The 19,080-nt window shown below is 43.7% G+C and carries 18 protein-coding genes; 7 read left to right on the top strand and 11 right to left on the bottom strand.

All coding sequences use genetic code 11. The features are described 5' to 3' along the window. Window positions 1-86 precede the first annotated feature (86 nt). From ACFS5N_RS16765 to ACFS5N_RS16755, 3 genes are all read left to right on the top strand, one after another. Window positions 87-1,043, top strand: a complete 957-nt coding sequence (locus ACFS5N_RS16765) for a methylenetetrahydrofolate reductase (RefSeq protein WP_377188220.1) — start codon at window positions 87-89, stop codon at window positions 1,041-1,043. A gap of 465 nt (window positions 1,044-1,508) precedes the next feature. After that, entirely contained in the window at window positions 1,509-3,722 is a 2,214-nt protein-coding gene (locus ACFS5N_RS16760) for a beta strand repeat-containing protein (RefSeq protein ID WP_377188217.1), read from the top strand. A 176-nt stretch (window positions 3,723-3,898) separates the two neighbouring features. Then, a complete protein-coding gene (locus ACFS5N_RS16755; protein WP_377188214.1) occupies window positions 3,899-5,716 on the top strand; it encodes a glycoside hydrolase family 2 protein in 1,818 nt (605 codons plus the stop codon). A gap of 105 nt (window positions 5,717-5,821) precedes the next feature. On the opposite strand, the gene ACFS5N_RS16750 is transcribed toward ACFS5N_RS16755, so the two are convergent. The 3 genes from ACFS5N_RS16750 to ACFS5N_RS16740 all read right to left on the bottom strand — a co-directional run bounded on the left by ACFS5N_RS16750 (window position 5,822) and on the right by ACFS5N_RS16740 (window position 6,811). Next, on the bottom strand, window positions 5,822-6,010 hold the full coding sequence (locus ACFS5N_RS16750) for a hypothetical protein (protein WP_377188211.1): 189 nt from the start codon (window positions 6,008-6,010) through the stop codon (window positions 5,822-5,824). A 65-nt stretch (window positions 6,011-6,075) separates the two neighbouring features. Continuing rightward, window positions 6,076-6,393 carry a hypothetical protein gene (locus ACFS5N_RS16745; protein ID WP_377188208.1) on the bottom strand — a complete coding sequence of 106 codons (318 nt, stop codon included), beginning with the start codon at window positions 6,391-6,393 and terminating at the stop codon, window positions 6,076-6,078. A 76-nt stretch (window positions 6,394-6,469) separates the two neighbouring features. Further along, entirely contained in the window at window positions 6,470-6,811 is a 342-nt protein-coding gene (locus ACFS5N_RS16740; RefSeq protein ID WP_377188205.1) for a HopJ type III effector protein, read from the bottom strand. Between the two features lie 220 nt (window positions 6,812-7,031). Between ACFS5N_RS16740 and ACFS5N_RS16735 the strand changes: the two genes are divergently transcribed. The 4 genes from ACFS5N_RS16735 to ACFS5N_RS16720 all read left to right on the top strand — a co-directional run bounded on the left by ACFS5N_RS16735 (window position 7,032) and on the right by ACFS5N_RS16720 (window position 10,775). Next, window positions 7,032-9,407, top strand: a complete 2,376-nt coding sequence (locus ACFS5N_RS16735; RefSeq protein ID WP_377188202.1) for a TonB-dependent siderophore receptor — start codon at window positions 7,032-7,034, stop codon at window positions 9,405-9,407. A gap of 246 nt (window positions 9,408-9,653) precedes the next feature. After that, the gene (locus ACFS5N_RS16730; RefSeq protein WP_377188199.1) at window positions 9,654-10,148 is read left to right on the top strand and encodes a DUF421 domain-containing protein; all 495 of its coding nucleotides are present in this window, start codon (window positions 9,654-9,656) and stop codon (window positions 10,146-10,148) included. A 61-nt stretch (window positions 10,149-10,209) separates the two neighbouring features. Further along, window positions 10,210-10,386, top strand: a complete 177-nt coding sequence (locus tag ACFS5N_RS16725) for a hypothetical protein (RefSeq protein WP_377188196.1) — start codon at window positions 10,210-10,212, stop codon at window positions 10,384-10,386. Between the two features lie 5 nt (window positions 10,387-10,391). After that, entirely contained in the window at window positions 10,392-10,775 is a 384-nt protein-coding gene (locus ACFS5N_RS16720) for a YidH family protein (RefSeq protein ID WP_377188193.1), read from the top strand. A gap of 60 nt (window positions 10,776-10,835) precedes the next feature. On the opposite strand, the gene ACFS5N_RS16715 is transcribed toward ACFS5N_RS16720, so the two are convergent. The 8 genes from ACFS5N_RS16715 to ACFS5N_RS16680 form a co-directional block, all read right to left on the bottom strand. Next, the gene (locus ACFS5N_RS16715; RefSeq protein ID WP_377188190.1) at window positions 10,836-11,678 is read right to left on the bottom strand and encodes a DUF2911 domain-containing protein; all 843 of its coding nucleotides are present in this window, start codon (window positions 11,676-11,678) and stop codon (window positions 10,836-10,838) included. Window positions 11,679-11,826: 148 nt separating this feature from the next. Next, window positions 11,827-12,246, bottom strand: a complete 420-nt coding sequence (locus ACFS5N_RS16710) for a DUF1810 domain-containing protein (RefSeq protein ID WP_377188187.1) — start codon at window positions 12,244-12,246, stop codon at window positions 11,827-11,829. A gap of 41 nt (window positions 12,247-12,287) precedes the next feature. Further along, the gene (locus ACFS5N_RS16705) at window positions 12,288-14,282 is read right to left on the bottom strand and encodes an FAD-dependent oxidoreductase (RefSeq protein WP_377188184.1); all 1,995 of its coding nucleotides are present in this window, start codon (window positions 14,280-14,282) and stop codon (window positions 12,288-12,290) included. A gap of 168 nt (window positions 14,283-14,450) precedes the next feature. Then, complete coding sequence (locus ACFS5N_RS16700; RefSeq protein ID WP_377188181.1) at window positions 14,451-15,437, bottom strand: family 43 glycosylhydrolase; 987 nt, start codon at window positions 15,435-15,437, stop codon at window positions 14,451-14,453. A gap of 184 nt (window positions 15,438-15,621) precedes the next feature. Then, window positions 15,622-16,404 (bottom strand): SDR family oxidoreductase, encoded by a 783-nt coding sequence (locus ACFS5N_RS16695; protein WP_377188178.1) that lies wholly within the window; start codon window positions 16,402-16,404, stop codon window positions 15,622-15,624. A 115-nt stretch (window positions 16,405-16,519) separates the two neighbouring features. Then, the gene (locus ACFS5N_RS16690; protein ID WP_377188175.1) at window positions 16,520-17,350 is read right to left on the bottom strand and encodes an amidohydrolase family protein; all 831 of its coding nucleotides are present in this window, start codon (window positions 17,348-17,350) and stop codon (window positions 16,520-16,522) included. Continuing rightward, window positions 17,337-18,194 (bottom strand): fumarylacetoacetate hydrolase family protein, encoded by an 858-nt coding sequence (locus tag ACFS5N_RS16685; RefSeq protein ID WP_377188172.1) that lies wholly within the window; start codon window positions 18,192-18,194, stop codon window positions 17,337-17,339. Before ACFS5N_RS16685 ends, ACFS5N_RS16690 begins: the two co-directional genes overlap by 14 nt. A 113-nt stretch (window positions 18,195-18,307) precedes the next feature. Continuing rightward, a complete protein-coding gene (locus ACFS5N_RS16680; RefSeq protein WP_377188168.1) occupies window positions 18,308-19,072 on the bottom strand; it encodes an SDR family NAD(P)-dependent oxidoreductase in 765 nt (254 codons plus the stop codon). Window positions 19,073-19,080 lie beyond the last annotated feature (8 nt).

The following is a 19,080-nucleotide window of genomic DNA, read 5'->3' as shown; positions in this document are numbered from 1 at the left end:
CAGCTTTTATTTATATAATTTTACACCATCAACCATTAATGAGAAGATATTGGGAGCGCTGAGCTTCCGGGAAAGTTTTAATATTTATGTTCTTAAATAAGATCCAGTCGGGCGAATCCGGCATTTTAATATATGGCATTACGCCGCCTAAGTCAGAAACAAGCCCGGAGCGGGTTGCTGAAATAGCCGAAAGAACCATAGCCAGGCTTATTCCTTTAGATATCGACGCGCTTATAGTTTATGATGTGCAGGATGAAGCCGCCCGCACTTCAGAAGAGCGCCCATTCCCTTTTTTAAAGGCTTTGGACCCATTTGAGTTTGCCAGCCAGCATTTGCAGGACCTTAAAGTGCCGAAGATCATTTATCGCCCGGCGGGCAAGTTCTCTAAAGATGAACTTTCTGACTGGCTGGAAGATTTGCATAAACTTAACTTTTACCCTGTATTTGTAGGTGTGCCTGCGCCCGATTTCCCGGTAAAAACCACTTTGCCTGAAGCTTATCAACTTTGGAGCAAGCACAAAAACACATCGGCAATAGGTGCTGTAACCATCCCCGAAAGGCATGCGGTTTTAAAAGATGAAGACCAGCGCATATTGGACAAAATGGCCTGCGGCGTCTCTTATTTTATTTCGCAATGCGTTTTTGATATCGAATATGCCAAACGCGTTATTGAAGATTTAGGGAATACCTGTGTGAGGGAAAACAAGCAGTTTCCGACTATTATATTTACGCTTACCGCCTGCGGATCGACCAAGACATTGACTTTTATGGAATGGCTGGGTATTCATATTCCGCATAGTTTAAAAGAAGAGCTAAAGGCTTCTGAAAATATGCTCGAAAAATCAGTTAATGTATGTATGAATATAGCTGCCGAGCTAACGGCGTTATGCTCGGCTCGTGGTATACCTTTCGGCTTTAATATTGAAAGCGTTGCTATCCGTAAAGATGAAATTGAAGCCTCGGTTAATATGGTGAACCAGATCGGCGCTATGCTGGTTGAAAAAGGGATCCGTAAAGTTAATCCGGTATCGGTGGGACAATAACATCTACAAGATTAATTCAATAAAAAGTCCGCCTTTAAACAGGGCGGACTTTTTATTTTATACCCTGATGAACGGCTATTGGGTGTTTCACTAAATATGAAACACTTTGAAACAGCATTTTCAATTAATATATTAAAAATCAATAATTTAACAAATTTCAGTGAAACACTTTGAAACAGTACTAAACATTTAAGTAAACAACACATTTTACTGTAAACGAATAACTTATGTTTTTTTTGACTTTTTGACGCTATTAGAGTGAAACAGTTAGTATGAAACATGCTCACAGTGATTGTCATGGATTTCGTTATTTATCAATACCGGAGCGTACTTTGTAAAATGGTTGTAGTTCTTTAAAGGGAAACAAGCAAGTTGATATGTTAATTAAAGCTGCCAAAATAATCTTAGAGACTTTTTTTCTGACTAAGCATTAGTTATCTTAGGGGTATCAAAACCTTATCGACAATGAAAAAAGCAATCTCCTTAGTGGCTGTTGTATTTATAGGCCATTGTGCATTCGCTCAAACAAACAATTTCCCCCCAAGTGGTAACGTGGGTATTGGCACCTACACTCCGGCCGTAAAAACGCATATTTTATCAACTACGGAACAGTTGCGGTTAGCTTATGATTCAACACATTATTCGACATTTACCACCAGCTCTGCAGGTAATTTACTTTTTAAGCCAAGTGGCGGACACTTAGGGCTGGGAGGAATTCAAATAGCGACCGGATTATACAATAGCTTAGCGATGACAGGGGCGTCAACAGCATATGGTTTATATGGAGCGGGTGTTATACAATCAGATGTTACTACCACCGGCACATATTTTGTAACCGGGGCGTCAACAGCAGCAGCTTCATTCACATTGCCAAACTTATACCACTATCTCTCCAGTCAGGGCACCTTTGGCGCTGGCTCGACTGTAACTAATCAATATGGATTTACTGTCAGCAGTACCATGGTGGGAGCAACAAACAATTTTGGCTTTTACGGTAGTATCCCCGCAGGTACCGGAAGATGGAATTTATACATGCCCGGCACTGCCAATAACTATCTGGCGGGGCAATTGTCTATTGGTACAACAAATACAAGTACCGCCCCCTTGTATGTTACATTAGCTGGCATCACCGCAGCCGGCGTAACCAGAGGCGCTTATCTGGCACAATCATTAGGTGCAACAAGCAATGGTTCAAGCCAAGTAGCATTGGACATAAGTCCAACATTTACTAATTCTGGAACAGGAATCTTAAATTTTGGCTCCTTAACTGGAGGGTCAGGTTATGCTAATGGTACTTACACAAACGTACCTCTAACTGGTGGTACTGGTTCTGGCGCTTTAGCTAGTATAACAGTATCTGGTGGAGCAGTGACTTCTACAGGTGTTACTACAAATGGTACCGGATACACTGTTGGTGATGTATTAAGTGCAGCGGCTTCATTTGATAGTATTGGAGCCGGAAGTGGCTTTAGCATTACAGTTACAGGATTAGGTTATACCAGCGTACATAATTATGCTATAAGAAGCCTAACTAACGGGTATGTGCAAATTGGAGGTAACATGAGCCAGGGTGTTACTACGCAAAGCAATATAAATTTATACTTAGGTAAAATTCTGACCGGTAGCTCATCAGCATACGGTGTTTATTCTACAAATGTCATACAACCCGACGTTAGCACAGCTTATCTTTTTTTAACAGCACCTGGCACCGCATCTTCAAATTTCAATTTAACTAACTTATACCATTACAGCGCAAGCCAATCTACTATAGGTACTGGTTCAAGTATAACAACCCAAGCCGGCTTTACTGCGACAAACTCGCTTATAGGCGCCGCAAATAATTACGGCTTTTTGGGAAACATTCCGGCAGGCACAGGCAGGTGGAATTTATATATGGCTGGCAATGCTGCAAACTATATAGGAGGAAATTTGGGAGTTGCAACAACAACTCCAATAGCTAAGTTACAAGTTGGGAGTGCCTCGGCTTCTGCGTGGGGTTCAATTTCACCTATGTTATTTGTTTCAGGAACAGCTATTGATAATTCTACAGCAACAGGTGCAACAGTTTCAGGGATTACAACAACGCAATTTACCTTAGGGCCTCATGCCTTAACAGCTTCTAACGGAACTTCTGGAAGCCCCGTAACGTATACCACAGCAGCAACAATGTATATAGCCGGTGCACCAAGCCCTGGCGCCAATACAATCATAACTAGTCCTTACGCCTTATATATTAATTCCGGCGATTCTTTCTTTAATGGTACCAAAAATTCTTTTAGCGGGAAAATACTTATTGGAACCACCACCGCACGTGATGAGATGTTATCTGTAAATGGCAATATCCGCGCCAGGCAAATAAAAATAGAGACCGCAAACTGGCCTGATTATGTTTTCGCTTCACAATATACATTACCCAATTTATCAGACTTAAAGGCTTATATCGACAAAAATAAACACCTGCCAGATATGCCCTCTGAAAAGGAAATTGCCGCGGATGGCCAAAATCTGGGCGAGATCAACAAAGTATTGGTTAAAAAAGTAGAAGAGTTGACGCTGTACCTGATTGAAAAGGACAAACAATTGAAACAACAAGAAGAAAACGCCAAAATACAACAACAACAAATAAACCTGCTAAGCAAGCAAGTGGAAGCTATTAACAAAATCATCCAAAAAAACTAAGCTTCTCCTATTGTATAAAAAGTGGGGCTCGGGATCTGCGATAGTCCGGGATAAGCCATTATTACAAGTACAACAGCCAAGCCTTGTATGTCTTGTTTTAAATCTTGCTTTAACAGCAAAAAAAGATTTTGATTATCTTAAGCCCGCAAATTCAATAAAAACTATAAACCATACCCATGAATTTTAGCCAAAAAGCCATTCTGCCTTTCATTCTGTTGTTTTCATACTTGAGTAGCCGCGCACAAGAGGCTAAATTGCCAACGGCATGGACCGAGGCTGCCAAACATGCCGAAACTCCGCTATCAGAATACCCCCGCCCTCAACTGGAGCGCGACAACTGGCTATGCCTGAACGGGAAATGGGACTATCGGGGTGGCAAAGATGCGCCTGATGCATCACATCCTGAGACTGCTGCTGCTTTTAACGGCAACGAAAAAATATTGGTACCCTATTGCCCTGAGTCTTACCTTTCGGGTATTGAGCGTGCACAGGAAATCAATATGTGGTACCGCCGCACCTTTGAGGTGCCGTCAGGTTGGAAAGGTAAACATGTTATGCTCAACTTCGGCGCGGTAGATCATGATGCCACCATATTTGTCAATGGCAAAAAAGTAGGTACACATGCCGGTGGCTATGATTCTTTCAGCTTTGATATTACGGCTTTCCTGGGCAAAGGCACAAACACGCTGATTGTTGCGGCCCACGATCTTAACGACGGTACTACCCCCTTAGGTAAAAATGGGCCACGTGGCGATTATACCTTTTCGTCAGGCATTTGGCAAACCGTTTGGATGGAGCCTGTTAGCGCAACCTATATTAAAAATATTCGCTTACTGCCCGATGTTGACGGCCACAGGCTAAAAGTTCTGGTGAACAGCAATGGCAATGGCCAGGTGACTGCGGTTGCATTAAATGGCAAAAAAGTTGCCGGTGAGGCTAAGTCGGCAACCGGTACATCATTTTACATCCCGATTGATAAACCTGAATTATGGTCGCCCGATAGCCCGTTTCTGTACGATTTGAAGCTGACACTTTACAATGCCAATGGCAGCGTGGCCGACGAGGTAAAGAGCTATTTTGGCATGCGCGACATTAAACTGGGCAAACTAAACGGCGTAAACCGGCCGCTAATAAATGGCAAGTTCATCATGCAGCTGGGGCTGCTTGATCAGGGCTACTGGCCCGATGGCGTGCTGACCGAACCAACCGAGGAAGCCATGAAATTTGATATAGAGTTCACCAAAAAGGCAGGCTTTAACCTCATCCGCAAACACATGAAAACCGAGCCGCAGCGTTTTTATTACTGGTGCGATAAACTGGGCCTTTTTGTTTGGCAGGATATGCCTGCCGCCTGGTATCAAAATGAAGATACCCTGCGCCATCGCAGCATGTTTCGTAAAGAACTGAAGGCAATAATGGATGATCATTATAACTCCCCATCCATTATTACCTGGGTGCCGTTTAACGAAAACTGGGGCGCTTTTGATGTAAAGGAGATTACCGACTGGGTAAAAAAATATGACCCTTCAAGATTGGTTAATGGCAACTCGGGCTTTAACAATAACCCCGGCTATCAAAAAGCTTACGGCGACCCTAAAAACGGCGACTACGTTGACACGCATATCTACATTGGCCCCAACGGAGCCTCAAAACCCGATAAGATCCGTGCAGCCTCACTGGGCGAATTTGGCGGCGTGGGCTTGTTTGTGATGGGCCACATGTGGCCCGTTGAAAATGATGCGTACGACTACCAGCCAACCAAAGCCGCCCTCACCGACCGTTACACGCTACTGCTGCAGCAGGTGGACCAGCTCATGAAATACCACGGACTCAGCGTAGCCATTTACACCCAAACTACCGACGTGGAGCACGAAGTAAACGGACTGCTTACTTATGACCGGGCTGTTGAAAAGATGGATCCGCAACGCGTTAAGGAGATCAATGACGCCGTGATGAAGGATAGTTATGAGATGAATAAAGTGGTAAAGAAATAACTAACCAGGAAAGTAATTCGAACGAAGAGAGAGAGAAACCTTTGAATGATAATTAACAAAAAAAGCCCCTGAAAATTCAGGGGCTTTTTGCTTTACGGCAAATGCTTATTTACAGCATACATCCTTTTTATCGCAGGTGTTTGCGCATTGTTTACCACATTTCTGTGTCTTTGAGCATTTGGTACAGGTAGCCTGCTTTGCTTTAACTTTAGGTTTAGCAGGTGTTGTACCGCCGGCCATTACAGTTGTTGCGGCAAAAGCAATTGCCAGCATGCTTAACATTATTTTTTTCATTTTAAGTATTTTTAAGTGTTAAATGATTTTATTTTATGCGGATAAGGCAAGGTTCGTTTCATCATTTAACAACGTTTGGGTGGCTTCCAGTTGTCGGGTTGATAAGTGGCAAGATTGCCGGTAATATAATGAGCAACCGGTTTCTGAATTAAATGACCCTGCAAAGGGCCAACAGTTAAAATATCGCACACCACAAATCCGCAGATACTGCATGAAAGCATAACAGCGCAACCGGGCTGGCCGCAGTCGTCATGATTATTTTTTTGCCTGGTTGGCTTTTCGCGACAAACCATTTTAGCCATCTTTTTACAACAGTCGGCCATTTCAGGCTGCGCGGGCTTGACCATGGCCCCAAATGAGGACAGGAAAATAATGCAGGCCATTAAAACGACAGACAAAAATCGCATAGCCAAATGTAAGTGCTAAGGCGTTAAAATAAAAATGATCCGGGGCATAAAATTACCTGGCTATTAAAGCCCGCCCTTCAAAAACAATCCCCTCCCAGCCATGAGCCATAAACTGGCGAATGTTTTGGTGATCGGTGCCTTCCGGTGTATCCAGGACTGCCTTGTAGTGCTCGGCAAAAAGGTGTAAAGTATCATCTTTACTCAGGTTATTCAGTTTCGCAAATGCAAATACTTTGGCGCTCCCCTGGTTTTGAGTGGCTTCATTAAAGGCTTCGCCATTTTTAAAGGCAGTGGGCGTATGTTGGTAATGCGCCTCTATAAATTCAATTACATCTTTAAATGATAGCAATCCGCCTTTCAGCTTATCAAGCAACGTATTTATCTCTTCAGTCATTTTTGGAATAGTCTTTTATCTGATTAAAAATATCAAGTGTTTGTAAAGCTACAACAAGTATCTAACAGACGAAACCAAAAAGAAATCCAGCAAATAATAACAATGTAACAAATTGAATTACAGACATATATTATGTTATTTAGAATTATTCTAAAAAATATTTGCCTTGTAAGTTTTTTTGACTTTACTTTGCCACTGTTTAGAATTAATCTAATTAAAGATGAAAAAAATCATACTACTTTTCCTTACACTTCTCTCCATTTCAACCACATTTGCCCAGCAGCATGGCAGTTTAAGTGGTACAATTACTACCTCAAGCGGCGAACCGGTTGCTTATGTATCGGTGTTGCTTAAGGGCACATCATATGGCGCTTCAACTACCGATAAGGGCCACTTCAGCATTAATCATATAGTGCCGGGCACCTACACTGTAAGCGTTACTGCTGTAAACATTGTTGCACAAGAAAAGATGGTGACCATTATTGGGGGCCAAAATGCTGTTGCCAACTTTGTGCTTGATATCAACAACGCCCAGTTGGAAGAAGTAAAAATCAACGCCCGAAACAACGGCATCAAAATGGATAATCCTTCGCAATCGCTGCGCTTGCAGGAGCCGCTGATAGAGGTACCGCAAAACATACAGGTAATTTCGGCTGAAGCGCTTAAACAGCAGCAAATTATTAGCATGAGCGATGGATTAATACGTAATGTAAGCGGCGCTGTACGTTTAGAACACTGGGCCGACCTTTATACCAATATTACGATGCGCGGGTCGCAGGTGCAGGCATTCCGCAACGGTTTTAACGTAGTAAGCTCATATTGGGGCCCGCTTACAGAGGATATGAGTTTTGTCGACCATATCGAATTTGTCAAAGGCCCGGCAGGTTTCATGCTTTCAAACGGCGACCCAAGTGGTTTATACAATGTAGTAACCAAAAAGCCTACCGGTCAAACCAAAGGCGAGTTTAGCTATACCACCGGCAGCTTTAACCTTAACCGGGCTATGCTTGACCTGGATGGCAAGCTGAGCAAAGACGGTAAGCTATTGTATCGTTTAAATCTGGCTGCACAAAACAAAGGTTCTTTCCGGGGCAGTGAATATAATGATCGTTATGTTGTGGCCCCGGTGCTGTCTTACCAGTTGGACGACAAAACCAAAATTACCGGCGAATATGTGTATCAGCGCGCTAAAATGTCTGATTTAGGTTCATATTACCTGTTTAGCCGCACAGGCTATGCAACCTTGCCAAGAAATACCAGTCCGCTGGCTGCCGGTTTGCCGCCGACAATTATTAATGACAATAGCTTCACCATAAACTTACAGCATCAACTGTCAGACAACTGGAAGTTAACCGCGCAGGCTGCCCAATATAATTATGGGCAAACGGGTACATCATCGTGGGCCGATTCAGTGAATACAGATGGCACTTACTATCGTAATTCGGGCCCGTGGGTTGCTAAAAGTACCATGTCTTTAGGGCAAATATTTTTAAATGGAAAAATTAGCACCGGTAATGTAGTTCATAAAATACTTGCAGGTATTGATATGGCCGACAAGCGATACCTGGCAGACTATTCGCGTTCTCATTCGCTGGATACTGGTTCAAAGCCGTATAATCCGTTAGCGCCACCAACAGCCCCTTCAAACGGCTATGGCGATTTTACCACCAATAAAAGTCTGGAACAATTAGCCGAAGCAGGGTTTGGCATTATTAACTCGCGCTATTCAAGTTTTTATGTTCAGGACGAACTGGGTTTCTTAGATAACAAAATTAGGTTAACCCTGGCGGGGCGGTACACCAACGTAAATATGTCAGACTATGGTACGCCGATATCGGCCAATCACTTTACACCGCGTGTTGGGTTAAGTGTATCCATAGACGATGAGACAGCGGTTTATGGGTTGCATGATCAAACTTTCTTACCGCAAGCCGGCAAAGTAAGCGTGGGTAAATTACAGCCTTTAACGGGTAGCAACACCGAGTTTGGCCTGAAAAAAGACTGGGCCGATGGTAAATGGAATACTACTGTAGCGGTATACCGTATTCTAAAAAACAATGAGCTTTCTGCCGACCCATATCATATGAATAGCGGATATAGCATTGTATTTGGACAAAAAAGAGCCCAAGGTTTGGAGTTTGATCTGCGTGGCGAGCTGGCTCCAGGTTTGGATGTTACAGCTAACTACGCTTATACCGATTCAAAGGTTAGCAAAGTAAATCCGGGCGTTACAGATAGCCTGGGTATCAAAGTGGGCGATGTGGTGCCCGGCTATGCTAAACATGTGGCCAATGCCTGGTTAACCTACAAGGTTTTAAGCGGCGATTTAAAAGGTACAGGTGTATCATTAGGCGGCACGTACCTGGGTGGCCGGCAAACCGATACCTGGAGCGTGGGCTTGCAGCATTTGCCAAACTACTTTAAAATGGATGGCGGCTTGTTTTGGGAAGGCACTAAAATGCGTATAACTGCTAACGTATTTAATATACTTGACAAGTATACCTACAGCGGTTCATACTACAGCTACCTTAAAGCTTATTACTGGCAGGCAGATCCTCCGCGCAATTATCGCCTGTCTGTCTCTTACAAATTTTAATTTTCATCTATCTAAATCTTCAAACCCGGCCATAGCCGGGTTTGAAGATTTAGCTGATATTTTTTCAGATATACAAAACAGACGCTACCATGCCGTTATTAACTTTAAAGAAAATTACTTTCAGACACATCATCTAATTTTTAGTCGACCTGTATTAGCCCTACCAGATTAAAGTTCTTATTGCATTCTAATCACACAAAATACAACCCCGGGTTGTTGTTAATTATCGACAACAATTTAAGTGCTATGATATCATTTTCTTATGACTTTTGGTTTGGTACTAAAGAGCGATTGGATATTTCGGAAATGACCATCCGCGGTGTAATTATTTTTGTCCTGGCTCTGATCTTAATTCGTATTTCCGGGCGTCGGTCATTCGGTTTGCGGACACCGGTTGATAATATCGTTTCTATATTACTGGGCGCTGTGTTAAGCAGGGCTGTAGTTGGCGCCTCGCCATTTTTGCCGGTTGTTATTACCTGTCTCATTGTAGTGACCCTGCACCGAACTTTGGGCTGGTTTATTGCCAGAAATCCACGCTTTAGCCGTTTTGTAGAAGGCGATAAAATTTTGATTTATAAGGATAGTAAGTTTCTTGAGGATAACATGAAGCGTGTGCAGATCTGCCGCGAAGACGTCATGCAGGGTATCAGACGACAATCGCTTACTGAAGACCTGCGCGAAATAGATCACGTATACATTGAACGAAATGGCGAGATCAGTGCGATCAGAAAAAAATAAAGACATCTAAAACAACACATAGCCTTAACGCATTTATTATAAGCAGAAAGGAGACAACATTATGCCATGGCACAACGGCGATTACCCGCCATCATACAAAAACCAACCTAAACGCATCCGTGATAAGGCAACCGAAATAGCTAACGAAGTTTTAAAAACAACCGGCAACGAAGGCGAGGCTATCGCCACCGGCTTAAAGCAGGCCCGCGCGCACTTTGCCAAACAGAACAAAAAGTAACAACATTGGAGGAAAACCATAAACCAAAGATCAGCGCCAGCGACCACCTGGCTAATGAACGTACTTTCCTGGCCTGGATAAGAACCGCCATTGCGCTGATGGGCTTTGGCTTTGTGGTAGTCAAATTTTCGCTTTTTGTGCGCCAGTTATCACTGGTTGTTACAGGGCACCCCGTTATTGCGGCCCGGGGATTTTCCGGACTAATTGGAATGGGGATGGTTGCCATAGGCGCTTTGACTGCCTTAATTGGGTATCTGCGCTATCAGCGCATTGAGAAGCAATTGCTCTCGCAAACATTTTATCCAAAATCAAAACTGCTGCTTGTATTGACAATCGGGATTATTATGAGCAGTTTATTACTGCTCTATTATTTGCTGCCTAATTTGTAAAATACAAAAGGCACCTCTTATTAAAGTGCCTTTCTTTTTCAAACTAAAACTAAATCAAATTTATTTTGAAGCGTCTGCTAATACTTCCCTGTTCATGCGGCTATATTCGGTATCGTTGCTTTGGGTTGCCAGCTTAAGGCCTTCAGTAGCTGAGGCTATCGCGCCTTTTTTGTCACCCATTTTCAATTTAATACGGGCAATCCAATATTTCAAGTTATCAGAGTTGGGTTGTGCTTTATCCTGAATTTGCATCCACTCCAGGGCTTTTTTCAGATCGTGGTTGTTATTGTAGTAATAAATAGCTGCAAAGTAGTAAGGCTTTTTTTCGCTTTGCATGGCGCGGTCAATATTAGCCATTACTTTTGCATCTACATCTGTATTTAAGTGCAAACCGGTATGTATATGCTCCCAATTAAGCTGCAGGAAGCAATCAGTTGGCGTAGCATTTTCAAAATTAAACGTTAAAGTCTCGGTAATGGCAGATGTAGTTTTAACCGGTACTGTAAACCGGATGACATCATCGCTTTCTTTATAAGTATATGCACCCCATTGCTTAGCAGCTTTGTTTAAGATAAAAACCCACTCCTTTTCACCGGGTATACTAAACAACGCGTACTCGCCGGCAGCGACGCTTTTACCCTCAATAGTTACATCGTCAGTAAGCTTTATGGTAGTGGCCCAGTTGGCGCCCATGCGCCAAACTTTTCCATAAGGCTCCATATAACCAAAAATTTTGCGGCCTTTTACATTGGGGCGTGAATAAGTGAGTGTTATTTGGCCCAACCCAAAACCCTGAATAATAGTTTGTGGCGTACTTGGCTGCGGTATAGTCAGATCTTGCGCTTTTGAGGTTAAAAAGCCGGTACAAAATAGTACGGCTAAACAGATAATAATTCTTTTCATAATGGTTCGGTTAAGTGCAGGCCAAATTTATCATTGTTACGAATAAAGGCATATACGGGTTGCTTGTTACTTCAGACATAATGCCGAAAGACCAGCTAAGGTAAATTTATGTAAACATTTAAATAGTTCCGGCTTTTCCAGATTCAAACTATATCTCTCCTAACAGATGTAAAGTAGCCTTATCCATAGCACCCTCAAAAAACTTATCAAGCACCGATTTGAAAACCGGGTAAGCATCAGGCAACGAGGCAAATAAAGTCATGGACGACCGCAATTTCAGATCGTCAGGCGAGCCGAAGACCTGGTAAGCACTATTAGTCTCCAGACTAAGTAGTTCTGCACATATTTCAATCAGTCGCTGGCCCAAAATGGGATGATTGATATAAGCCTCTGCCTCGTCCAGATTTTTGATGGCATAGCGCTTTGACATCTCGCTAAAACCTAAACCCTGCAGTTGCGGAAAAATAAACCACATCCAATGGCTGCGTTTACGGCCGTGTTTTATTTCGGCAAGCGCATCGGCATAACTGCTTTCCTGCGCGTCAATAAATCTTTGTAAATCGTCCATATTAAATTAACAATAAACAGGCTGTTTAGATTTAGTAAGGGTTACCGCTGCGGTATAAAAAGTACGGCATCAGCAACCACCACACCATCGGCACCTTTATCAGAGACCGAGACATAGGCTTTTTTACCAACTGGGACCTGCATCGTTCCCATAGATACCCACTCACCCGATGTTTGCCCTACCACTTGTACTTTATTTTTTTCAATGGTTTTATTTGAAATGTTTTGGCCATCAAATAAAGTAATTTGTGTGACATTCGAGCCGTGCGACACCCTTGGATAGTACACGTATACCTGGTATTTACCTGCCTCTTTTATCTGCGGGATGAATTTAACTTCGGCAGCAGAGCTTTTGGCAGTATCGATAAATAACGACGGCCCGTAACCACCGGTGGTCTGCCTTATCCACTGACCGGTTTTGATCACATTATCTGCGTCATCGTTATCCACCAAAATCTCAGGCGTGCTATGATCAACCAGCGGATTACCGGTCAACTCGGTCTGTAATTGTTTAACATCGATGTTTTGTACATCGACACCCTCATCAATAGCCTGGCAAGCCGCCACCGCAGCCGATTGCCCTAAAACCATAAATACGGGCTCCATTCGGATAGAACCATAAGCCATATGGCTGGCCGATAAACAAACCGGTACCAGCAAATTGCCACACTCCGTAACCTTAGGTGTAATTGAACGATAAGCAATGGGGTACGGATTTATTCCGCGAAGCTGTACATCGCCTTCATTTTTCACCATCCCGTTTACCACCAGGCGTTCGGCATTGTGCGAGTCCATGTTATAAGCGCCCATAGCTATTTTATCTTCTACAACTTCTTTTCGCAGGCAGTTGGCCTCGGTCATCACATAGGCTCCAATCATTCTTCGCGCTTCTCGGACGTACAACTGCGGTGTGAAATGATTTGAATTTACATATTCATCTTTCGGATAACCCCACTTAAGCGCCTGCGCACGCAAGTGCTCTGGCATGCGCGGATCATGACCAATAAAATAGAGAAAGCCTTTGGTATAATCCTCGTGTGCTTTAATAATAACCGCGCGGGTAGCATAATCACCATCTGGATAGGCATAGTTCATCCCAATCATATCTGTACTAAACGGACCGTTATTATTGATGTCTGTTTTATGGTTAGGCATCATGTCGGGTTTCAGATACGCGCTCCAATCTTTAGCCGGTTTAGCCTGCAGATATCTCAACAATAACTCATAACGCGTAGAGTCATAATTAGCAGGTCGCGTAATCTCGATCGTATTAGCCGCATCATTAGTTAAACACAATCTGAAATTATAAGCCTGTATCTTTTTATCGCCGCTGCCGATAGGCGCCAATGTTTCATTGTTGATACCCCAAAGCAAACCGCTCTCCGGCTTACCCGGAATTTTATATGGATCGATGCCATTAGGGAACTGATGCTGATCTTTTAACTGCACACCATCTACCGTTTCATTATAAACTGAATTGGCCTCACGGCCGGTTGTGTAGCTCACGCCGGCTTTTGCCATTAAATCGCCTTCATAACTGCAATCAATAAATTGCTTAGCTTTTATGGTTTGTGTGTGTGCCGATGGATTCGAGGACTTTTCCAACTCAATGCTTAAGATATGATTATCCGACTTTTTTACATTACGCAGGCGGGCATCGTAAATTACCTTAAAATTGCCGCGCTTAACGTAATCCAGGAAAACAGCTTCAGCTACTTTCGGTTCAAAGGTCCATTGTTCAAATTTTCCGTAATGTTGGCCTATATGGCGATAAAAATCGCGCGCCAGCCCGGTTACGACATATTTATTGCCGATATCTGTAAAACCCAGTCCGCCACTTGAAAGGCCACCCAATCTATAGCCCGGCTCAATTAGCACAACGCTCTTGCCCATCCTGGCTGCGGTATATGCGGCAATTACACCCGCCGATGTGCCGCCATAAACACAGACGTCGAGGCGACCAGCGGGCTTCTTAGCTTGTGCAATTGCTGATAAATTAACACATAGCAGAAAACAGGCAGCGATTAATCTGAACATAGGTTTGCGTATTGGTTATTGCAAAGCTATGATTGACAGGGAGAATAACAAGGGGCGTGTAAAAAAGACCGTCATGCTGAACTTGTTTCAGCATCCCACAGGACAGGCTGTATGCCCGCTTAGTGAGTGGGATGCCGAAACAAGTTCGGCATGACTGGATGTTGATTATTATAGCTTTTCTGCAATCTTATGTTCCCCTGTCTTTACATTTATCTTCCAGGGTTTTGGCTCATTGAGCCATAGCTTGCCCTCTCCTATTTCCAGCGGCATCCACAGGTATCTTGAATCCCATTGCGCGTTGGGTTTCCATTGGTCGGCCATAAAAATTACTGTAGTATCTTTGGTACCCACAACCTTCAGCATCATGGTTGATTGCGAATGGTAGGTTTTTGTTTCAGGCGGTGCAATGTCTTTAAATTCGCTCCAGGGCCCTGCTAACGATGTAGCGGTAGCATATTTGTTTGGGTTAGGAGCCCAGCCGGTTAGCGCAGAGCCTATGGCATAGTATAAACCTTTGTAATGTACTACAGCGCCACCCTCTAAAGGCATATTCACCAGGCTCATTTCTTTAGCGACGCTCATATAATCGTCGGCCAGTTTTACAATATGAAAACCAAGCGCCCTATCCTCAAATATCAGGTATGCGCTACCATCATCATCAATAAACTGACCGATGTCGCGACTTTGATGATCTAATGGTCGAAAACTCTTTACAAACGTATAATTGCCATCAGGCTTGTCGCTCACCGCTATGCCTACCCTCGCGTACTGGTAATTACGGGTATCCAGATGAAAATACATCACGTATTTTTTGGTGAGCTTATTGTAATAAACTTTAGGGCGCTCCAATATCCAACCTTCGCCTAAATTTTCAGGATCAGACATTTTAACCACATCACCACGAAACTTCCAATTGGTTAGATCCCTTGACGAATAGCAGCTAACGTAACGATAATGCGGATCAAGCCCCTGAGCCCGCTCTTCGCCATACCAATAATAAGTGTCTTTAATTTTAATAATGCCGCCACCATGCGCTTGTATATGCTGCCCACGGTCGTCGGGCCAAACAGCGCCGGGATTAATCGTCTTGTTTTGGGCGATACCTGATAACGCGCAAAAAGTAAACAGGAAGCCGATGAGGACAAATTTGAACATAGGTTGTATGGGTTATCGCGAAACTATGAGTGGTGGGGAAGAAATCAAATTGAAACTTATATACAACGCCTCACATAAATCATTTGTCATTCTGAGCGAGAGCGAAGAATCTTATCGAAGCGGCTGGCAAAGCGCATAAGATTCTTCGCTCTCGCTCAGAATGACAAGTTGGTTAGCTGTTTAACTACTCTATCACCCTATCCAAATGCGTATAACCACCATCCACATGTACCAGCTGGCCGGTAGTATGGCTTGACGCCTCAGAAAGCAGGAAGACTACCATATTGGCGATTTCTTCGGCAGTGGTCATGCGGTGACCCAGGGGGATATTTTTTACAATATCTTTCAATTTAGCCTCAGGGTCTTCCATACCGGCTATATAGGCTTCGTAAAGTGGCGTCCAGCACTCAGCTACAATTACTGCGTTAACCCGTATGCCATACGGCAACAGCTCAACTGCCCATTCGCGCGTAAGCGCGTTACGCCCGCCGTTTGCCGCTGCATAGGCAGAAGTATTGCCCTGACCGGTTTCGGCTACTTTTGAGCCTATGTTAACGATGTTACCTTTTGATTTCTTTAGCTCAGGCAAGGCAAATTTTGCCATCAGGTAGTAATGCGTTACGTTACGATGCAGGCTGCGTACAAAGTCGTCGTAATTGCCTTTCTCTAATCCTACACCGTCATTCACGCCGGCATTGTTAATCAGACCTTCAATACGGCCAAATTTTTCTATAACTGCATTTATTGCTTTTTCACATTCGGCCGGATCGGTCAACTCAGCCTGTACCTGAAAGCATTGCAGGCCGCGAGCTGCAAGGCTTTCAACTGTTTTTAAATTATCCTTTTCGCTACGGCCTACTATCACGGGTATAGCACCTTCGTTAGCCAGCACGTTCACAATACCCTCGCCAATGCCCTTTGCACCGCCGGTCACTATTACCACTTTATTTTTTAACTGTAAGTCCATATTTTGATTTTGTTATTGTCTTCTCTTTTAAAAAGCTGTCATTCTGAGCGTAGCGAAGAATCTTATCAAAGCGCATAAGATTCTTCGCTACGCTCAGAATGACAAAAAATTCTATTTACAACCCATAAAACTTAACCGCATTCCTACCCCAAAACTTGGCCTGCTCATCGGCTGATAGTTTAGCCACATAATCCTCATATATTGATAGCTGCTCACCGTAAGTTGCCGCCACGCGACAAACCGGCCAGTCAGACCCATACATTACTCTGTCAGCGCCAAAAGCTTCGAATACCACATCCATATATGGGGTAAAATCTTCAGGCTTCCAGTTTTTCCAGTCGGCTTCGGTTACCATACCCGATAGCTTGCAGCTTACGTTTTGATTTTGGGCGATCGTACGCATGTCTTTTGCCCATTGGTCAATATCATGCTCTTTTATTTTCGGCTTCGCCAGATGGTCGATCACGAATGGCTGATCAGGAAATGCTGCTGCAAACTCGTTGGCGTATGCTAGCTGATCAGTATAGATCAAAATATCATATGTATAACCAAACTGTTTCAACTTGCTGATACCGCGTTTAAAATCAGCATTAAGCATGTAAGCCCTGTCAGCTTCACCCTGCAATATGTGGCGAAAGCCTTTCATTTTGTCGAACTGCCGGTAATAATTCAGCCGATCGTCAATATTTGCCGATTTAAAATCAACCCAACCTACAATACCTTTTATGAAGCTTTTATTGATAGCGTGCTCCAGCAAAAAATGGTTCTCCGTTTCTGACTGATCTGCTTGTACTGAAACACATCCGGCAAAACCATACTCCTGTAATATCGGTTCCAGATCATCAGGTAAAAAATCCTGCCGGATGATCTCCATATCGTCACTGATCCAGCCATGAGTTACCGGATCATAGTTCCAGAAATGCTGGTGCGAATCAATTCTTTGCATAAGCTTTTAACTCCTGTCTCGACTCGCCCAAACCGTCAATACCCAGTTCCATTACGTCGCCGGCTTTCAGATAAATTGGCGGCTTAAAACCAAGGCCAACCCCCGCGGGCGTGCCGGTTGAGATGATGTCGCCGGGCAACAGGGTCATAAACTTACTCACGTAAGCAATCACAAAAGGCACATTGAAGATAAAATTTGAGGTATTACCATCCTGCATAGTTTTACCGTTAACCTTTAGCCACAGGCGCAGGTTATTAATATCGCCTAATTCATCGGGCGTAGCCATAAACGGACCAACCGGCGCAAAGGTATCGCAACCTTTACCCTTGTCCCAAGTGCCGCCACGCTCTATCTGGAACTCGCGTTCAGATACGTCGTTGTGTAAAGCATAACCAGCAACATAATCTAAAGCTTCTGATTCTTCTACATAGCTTGCTTTCTTACCAATCACTACAGCCAATTCAACCTCCCAATCCGTCTTAACCGAATCGCGCGGAATGATCACATCGTCATTCGGGCCAACCAGCGCTGTGGTCGATTTCATGAACAAAACCGGCTCGGCAGGTACCTGTGCATTGGTTTCCCGCGCGTGGTCGGCATAATTCAAACCAATACAAAGGATTTTCGATGGTCGGGCAACAGGACTGCCTAAACGTTCGCCATCGGCTACCTTTGTTAGTTTCCCTTCATTATCGGCCAAAAACTTCTTTAGTCTGTTCAGGCCATCGTTCTCAAAAAAAGCTTCGTTATAGTCCTCGCCAAAAGCGGAGGTATCGTATTTAATATCGTTAATAATGACGCCGGTTTTTTCTTTACCCAGTGCGCCGTGTCTGATTAGTTTCATATTATATAAATTAGGTCATGCTGAACTTGTTTCAGCATCCCACAGGACAGACAGATCGTCTGTTTAGCGATTGGGATGCCGAAACAAGTTCGGCATGACGGTATTGTTTTTTTTTAATTATTCAACTTCACAAAGCCACCATCCAGCAGATAGTCACAGCCGGTAACAAAACCGGCTTCGTCACTGCATAAATATAGCGCCAGTGCGGCTACTTCCTCGGGCTTGCCCATGCGGCCTATGGGTTGGCTTTTTGATAGTTTATCGAAGATTTCTTCTTCTTTACCTGCATAATTCTTGGCAATAAAGCCATCTACAAAAGGGGTATGCACCCTTGCAGGCGATATGCTGTTACAACGGATGTTATCGGCCAGATAGTCTTTCGCTACCGACAGTGTCATAGAATAAACTGCACCCTTGCTCATGGAATAAGCAAAGCGATCAGGGATACCTACCGTTGCCGCTATAGATGCCATGTTAAGTATAACGCCTTTGCCTTTTTGTTTCATTAACGGAATAGCCGCGAACAGTGAGTTGTAAACGCCTTTAATATTTACGCTTACTATGCGGTCAAAATCGGCCTCGCTGGTAGTTGTGGCTTCGCCGATGTGCGCAATGCCGGCATTATTTACCAGGATATCGATGTCGCCTATTTTATTATAAACATCGAGCACCTGCTGCTGGTTGCTTACGTTACAGCTATGGGCTTCGGCCTGGCCACCGGCCTGGGTTATTTCATGTACGGTATCGGCTGCGGCGTCAGCATTAAGCTCAATAATATGTACTTTGGCGCCTGCCTCGGCAAACTTTACAGCTATAGCCCGGCCAATACCACTACCACCGCCGGTAATTACTGCTGCTTTATCTTTTAAACTAAACATTATATTTT

The sequence above is a fragment of the Mucilaginibacter ximonensis genome (assembly GCF_042686265.1).
Classification (GTDB): Bacteria; Bacteroidota; Bacteroidia; order Sphingobacteriales; family Sphingobacteriaceae; genus Mucilaginibacter; species Mucilaginibacter ximonensis.
Note: the sequence above shows the minus strand (reverse complement) of the source record. Positions and strands in the feature narration are given on the sequence as shown.

What these genes read in the sequence shown, in the direction of transcription:
- ACFS5N_RS16735 (WP_377188202.1), top strand. Translation starts at nt 7,032, where the DNA reads ATGAAAAAAATCATACTACTTTTCCTTACACTTCTCTCCATTTCAACC.
- ACFS5N_RS16715 (WP_377188190.1), bottom strand. Translation starts at nt 11,678, where the DNA reads ATGAAAAGAATTATTATCTGTTTAGCCGTACTATTTTGTACCGGCTTT.
- ACFS5N_RS16690 (WP_377188175.1), bottom strand. Translation starts at nt 17,350, where the DNA reads ATGCAAAGAATTGATTCGCACCAGCATTTCTGGAACTATGATCCGGTA.
- ACFS5N_RS16745 (WP_377188208.1), bottom strand. Translation starts at nt 6,393, where the DNA reads ATGGCCTGCATTATTTTCCTGTCCTCATTTGGGGCCATGGTCAAGCCC.
- ACFS5N_RS16705 (WP_377188184.1), bottom strand. Translation starts at nt 14,282, where the DNA reads ATGTTCAGATTAATCGCTGCCTGTTTTCTGCTATGTGTTAATTTATCA.
- ACFS5N_RS16750 (WP_377188211.1), bottom strand. Translation starts at nt 6,010, where the DNA reads ATGAAAAAAATAATGTTAAGCATGCTGGCAATTGCTTTTGCCGCAACA.
- ACFS5N_RS16730 (WP_377188199.1), top strand. Translation starts at nt 9,654, where the DNA reads ATGATATCATTTTCTTATGACTTTTGGTTTGGTACTAAAGAGCGATTG.
- ACFS5N_RS16710 (WP_377188187.1), bottom strand. Translation starts at nt 12,246, where the DNA reads ATGGACGATTTACAAAGATTTATTGACGCGCAGGAAAGCAGTTATGCC.
- ACFS5N_RS16680 (WP_377188168.1), bottom strand. Translation starts at nt 19,072, where the DNA reads ATGTTTAGTTTAAAAGATAAAGCAGCAGTAATTACCGGCGGTGGTAGT.
- ACFS5N_RS16695 (WP_377188178.1), bottom strand. Translation starts at nt 16,404, where the DNA reads ATGGACTTACAGTTAAAAAATAAAGTGGTAATAGTGACCGGCGGTGCA.
- ACFS5N_RS16725 (WP_377188196.1), top strand. Translation starts at nt 10,210, where the DNA reads ATGCCATGGCACAACGGCGATTACCCGCCATCATACAAAAACCAACCT.
- ACFS5N_RS16765 (WP_377188220.1), top strand. Translation starts at nt 87, where the DNA reads ATGTTCTTAAATAAGATCCAGTCGGGCGAATCCGGCATTTTAATATAT.
- ACFS5N_RS16700 (WP_377188181.1), bottom strand. Translation starts at nt 15,437, where the DNA reads ATGTTCAAATTTGTCCTCATCGGCTTCCTGTTTACTTTTTGCGCGTTA.
- ACFS5N_RS16740 (WP_377188205.1), bottom strand. Translation starts at nt 6,811, where the DNA reads ATGACTGAAGAGATAAATACGTTGCTTGATAAGCTGAAAGGCGGATTG.
- ACFS5N_RS16760 (WP_377188217.1), top strand. Translation starts at nt 1,509, where the DNA reads ATGAAAAAAGCAATCTCCTTAGTGGCTGTTGTATTTATAGGCCATTGT.
- ACFS5N_RS16755 (WP_377188214.1), top strand. Translation starts at nt 3,899, where the DNA reads ATGAATTTTAGCCAAAAAGCCATTCTGCCTTTCATTCTGTTGTTTTCA.
- ACFS5N_RS16685 (WP_377188172.1), bottom strand. Translation starts at nt 18,194, where the DNA reads ATGAAACTAATCAGACACGGCGCACTGGGTAAAGAAAAAACCGGCGTC.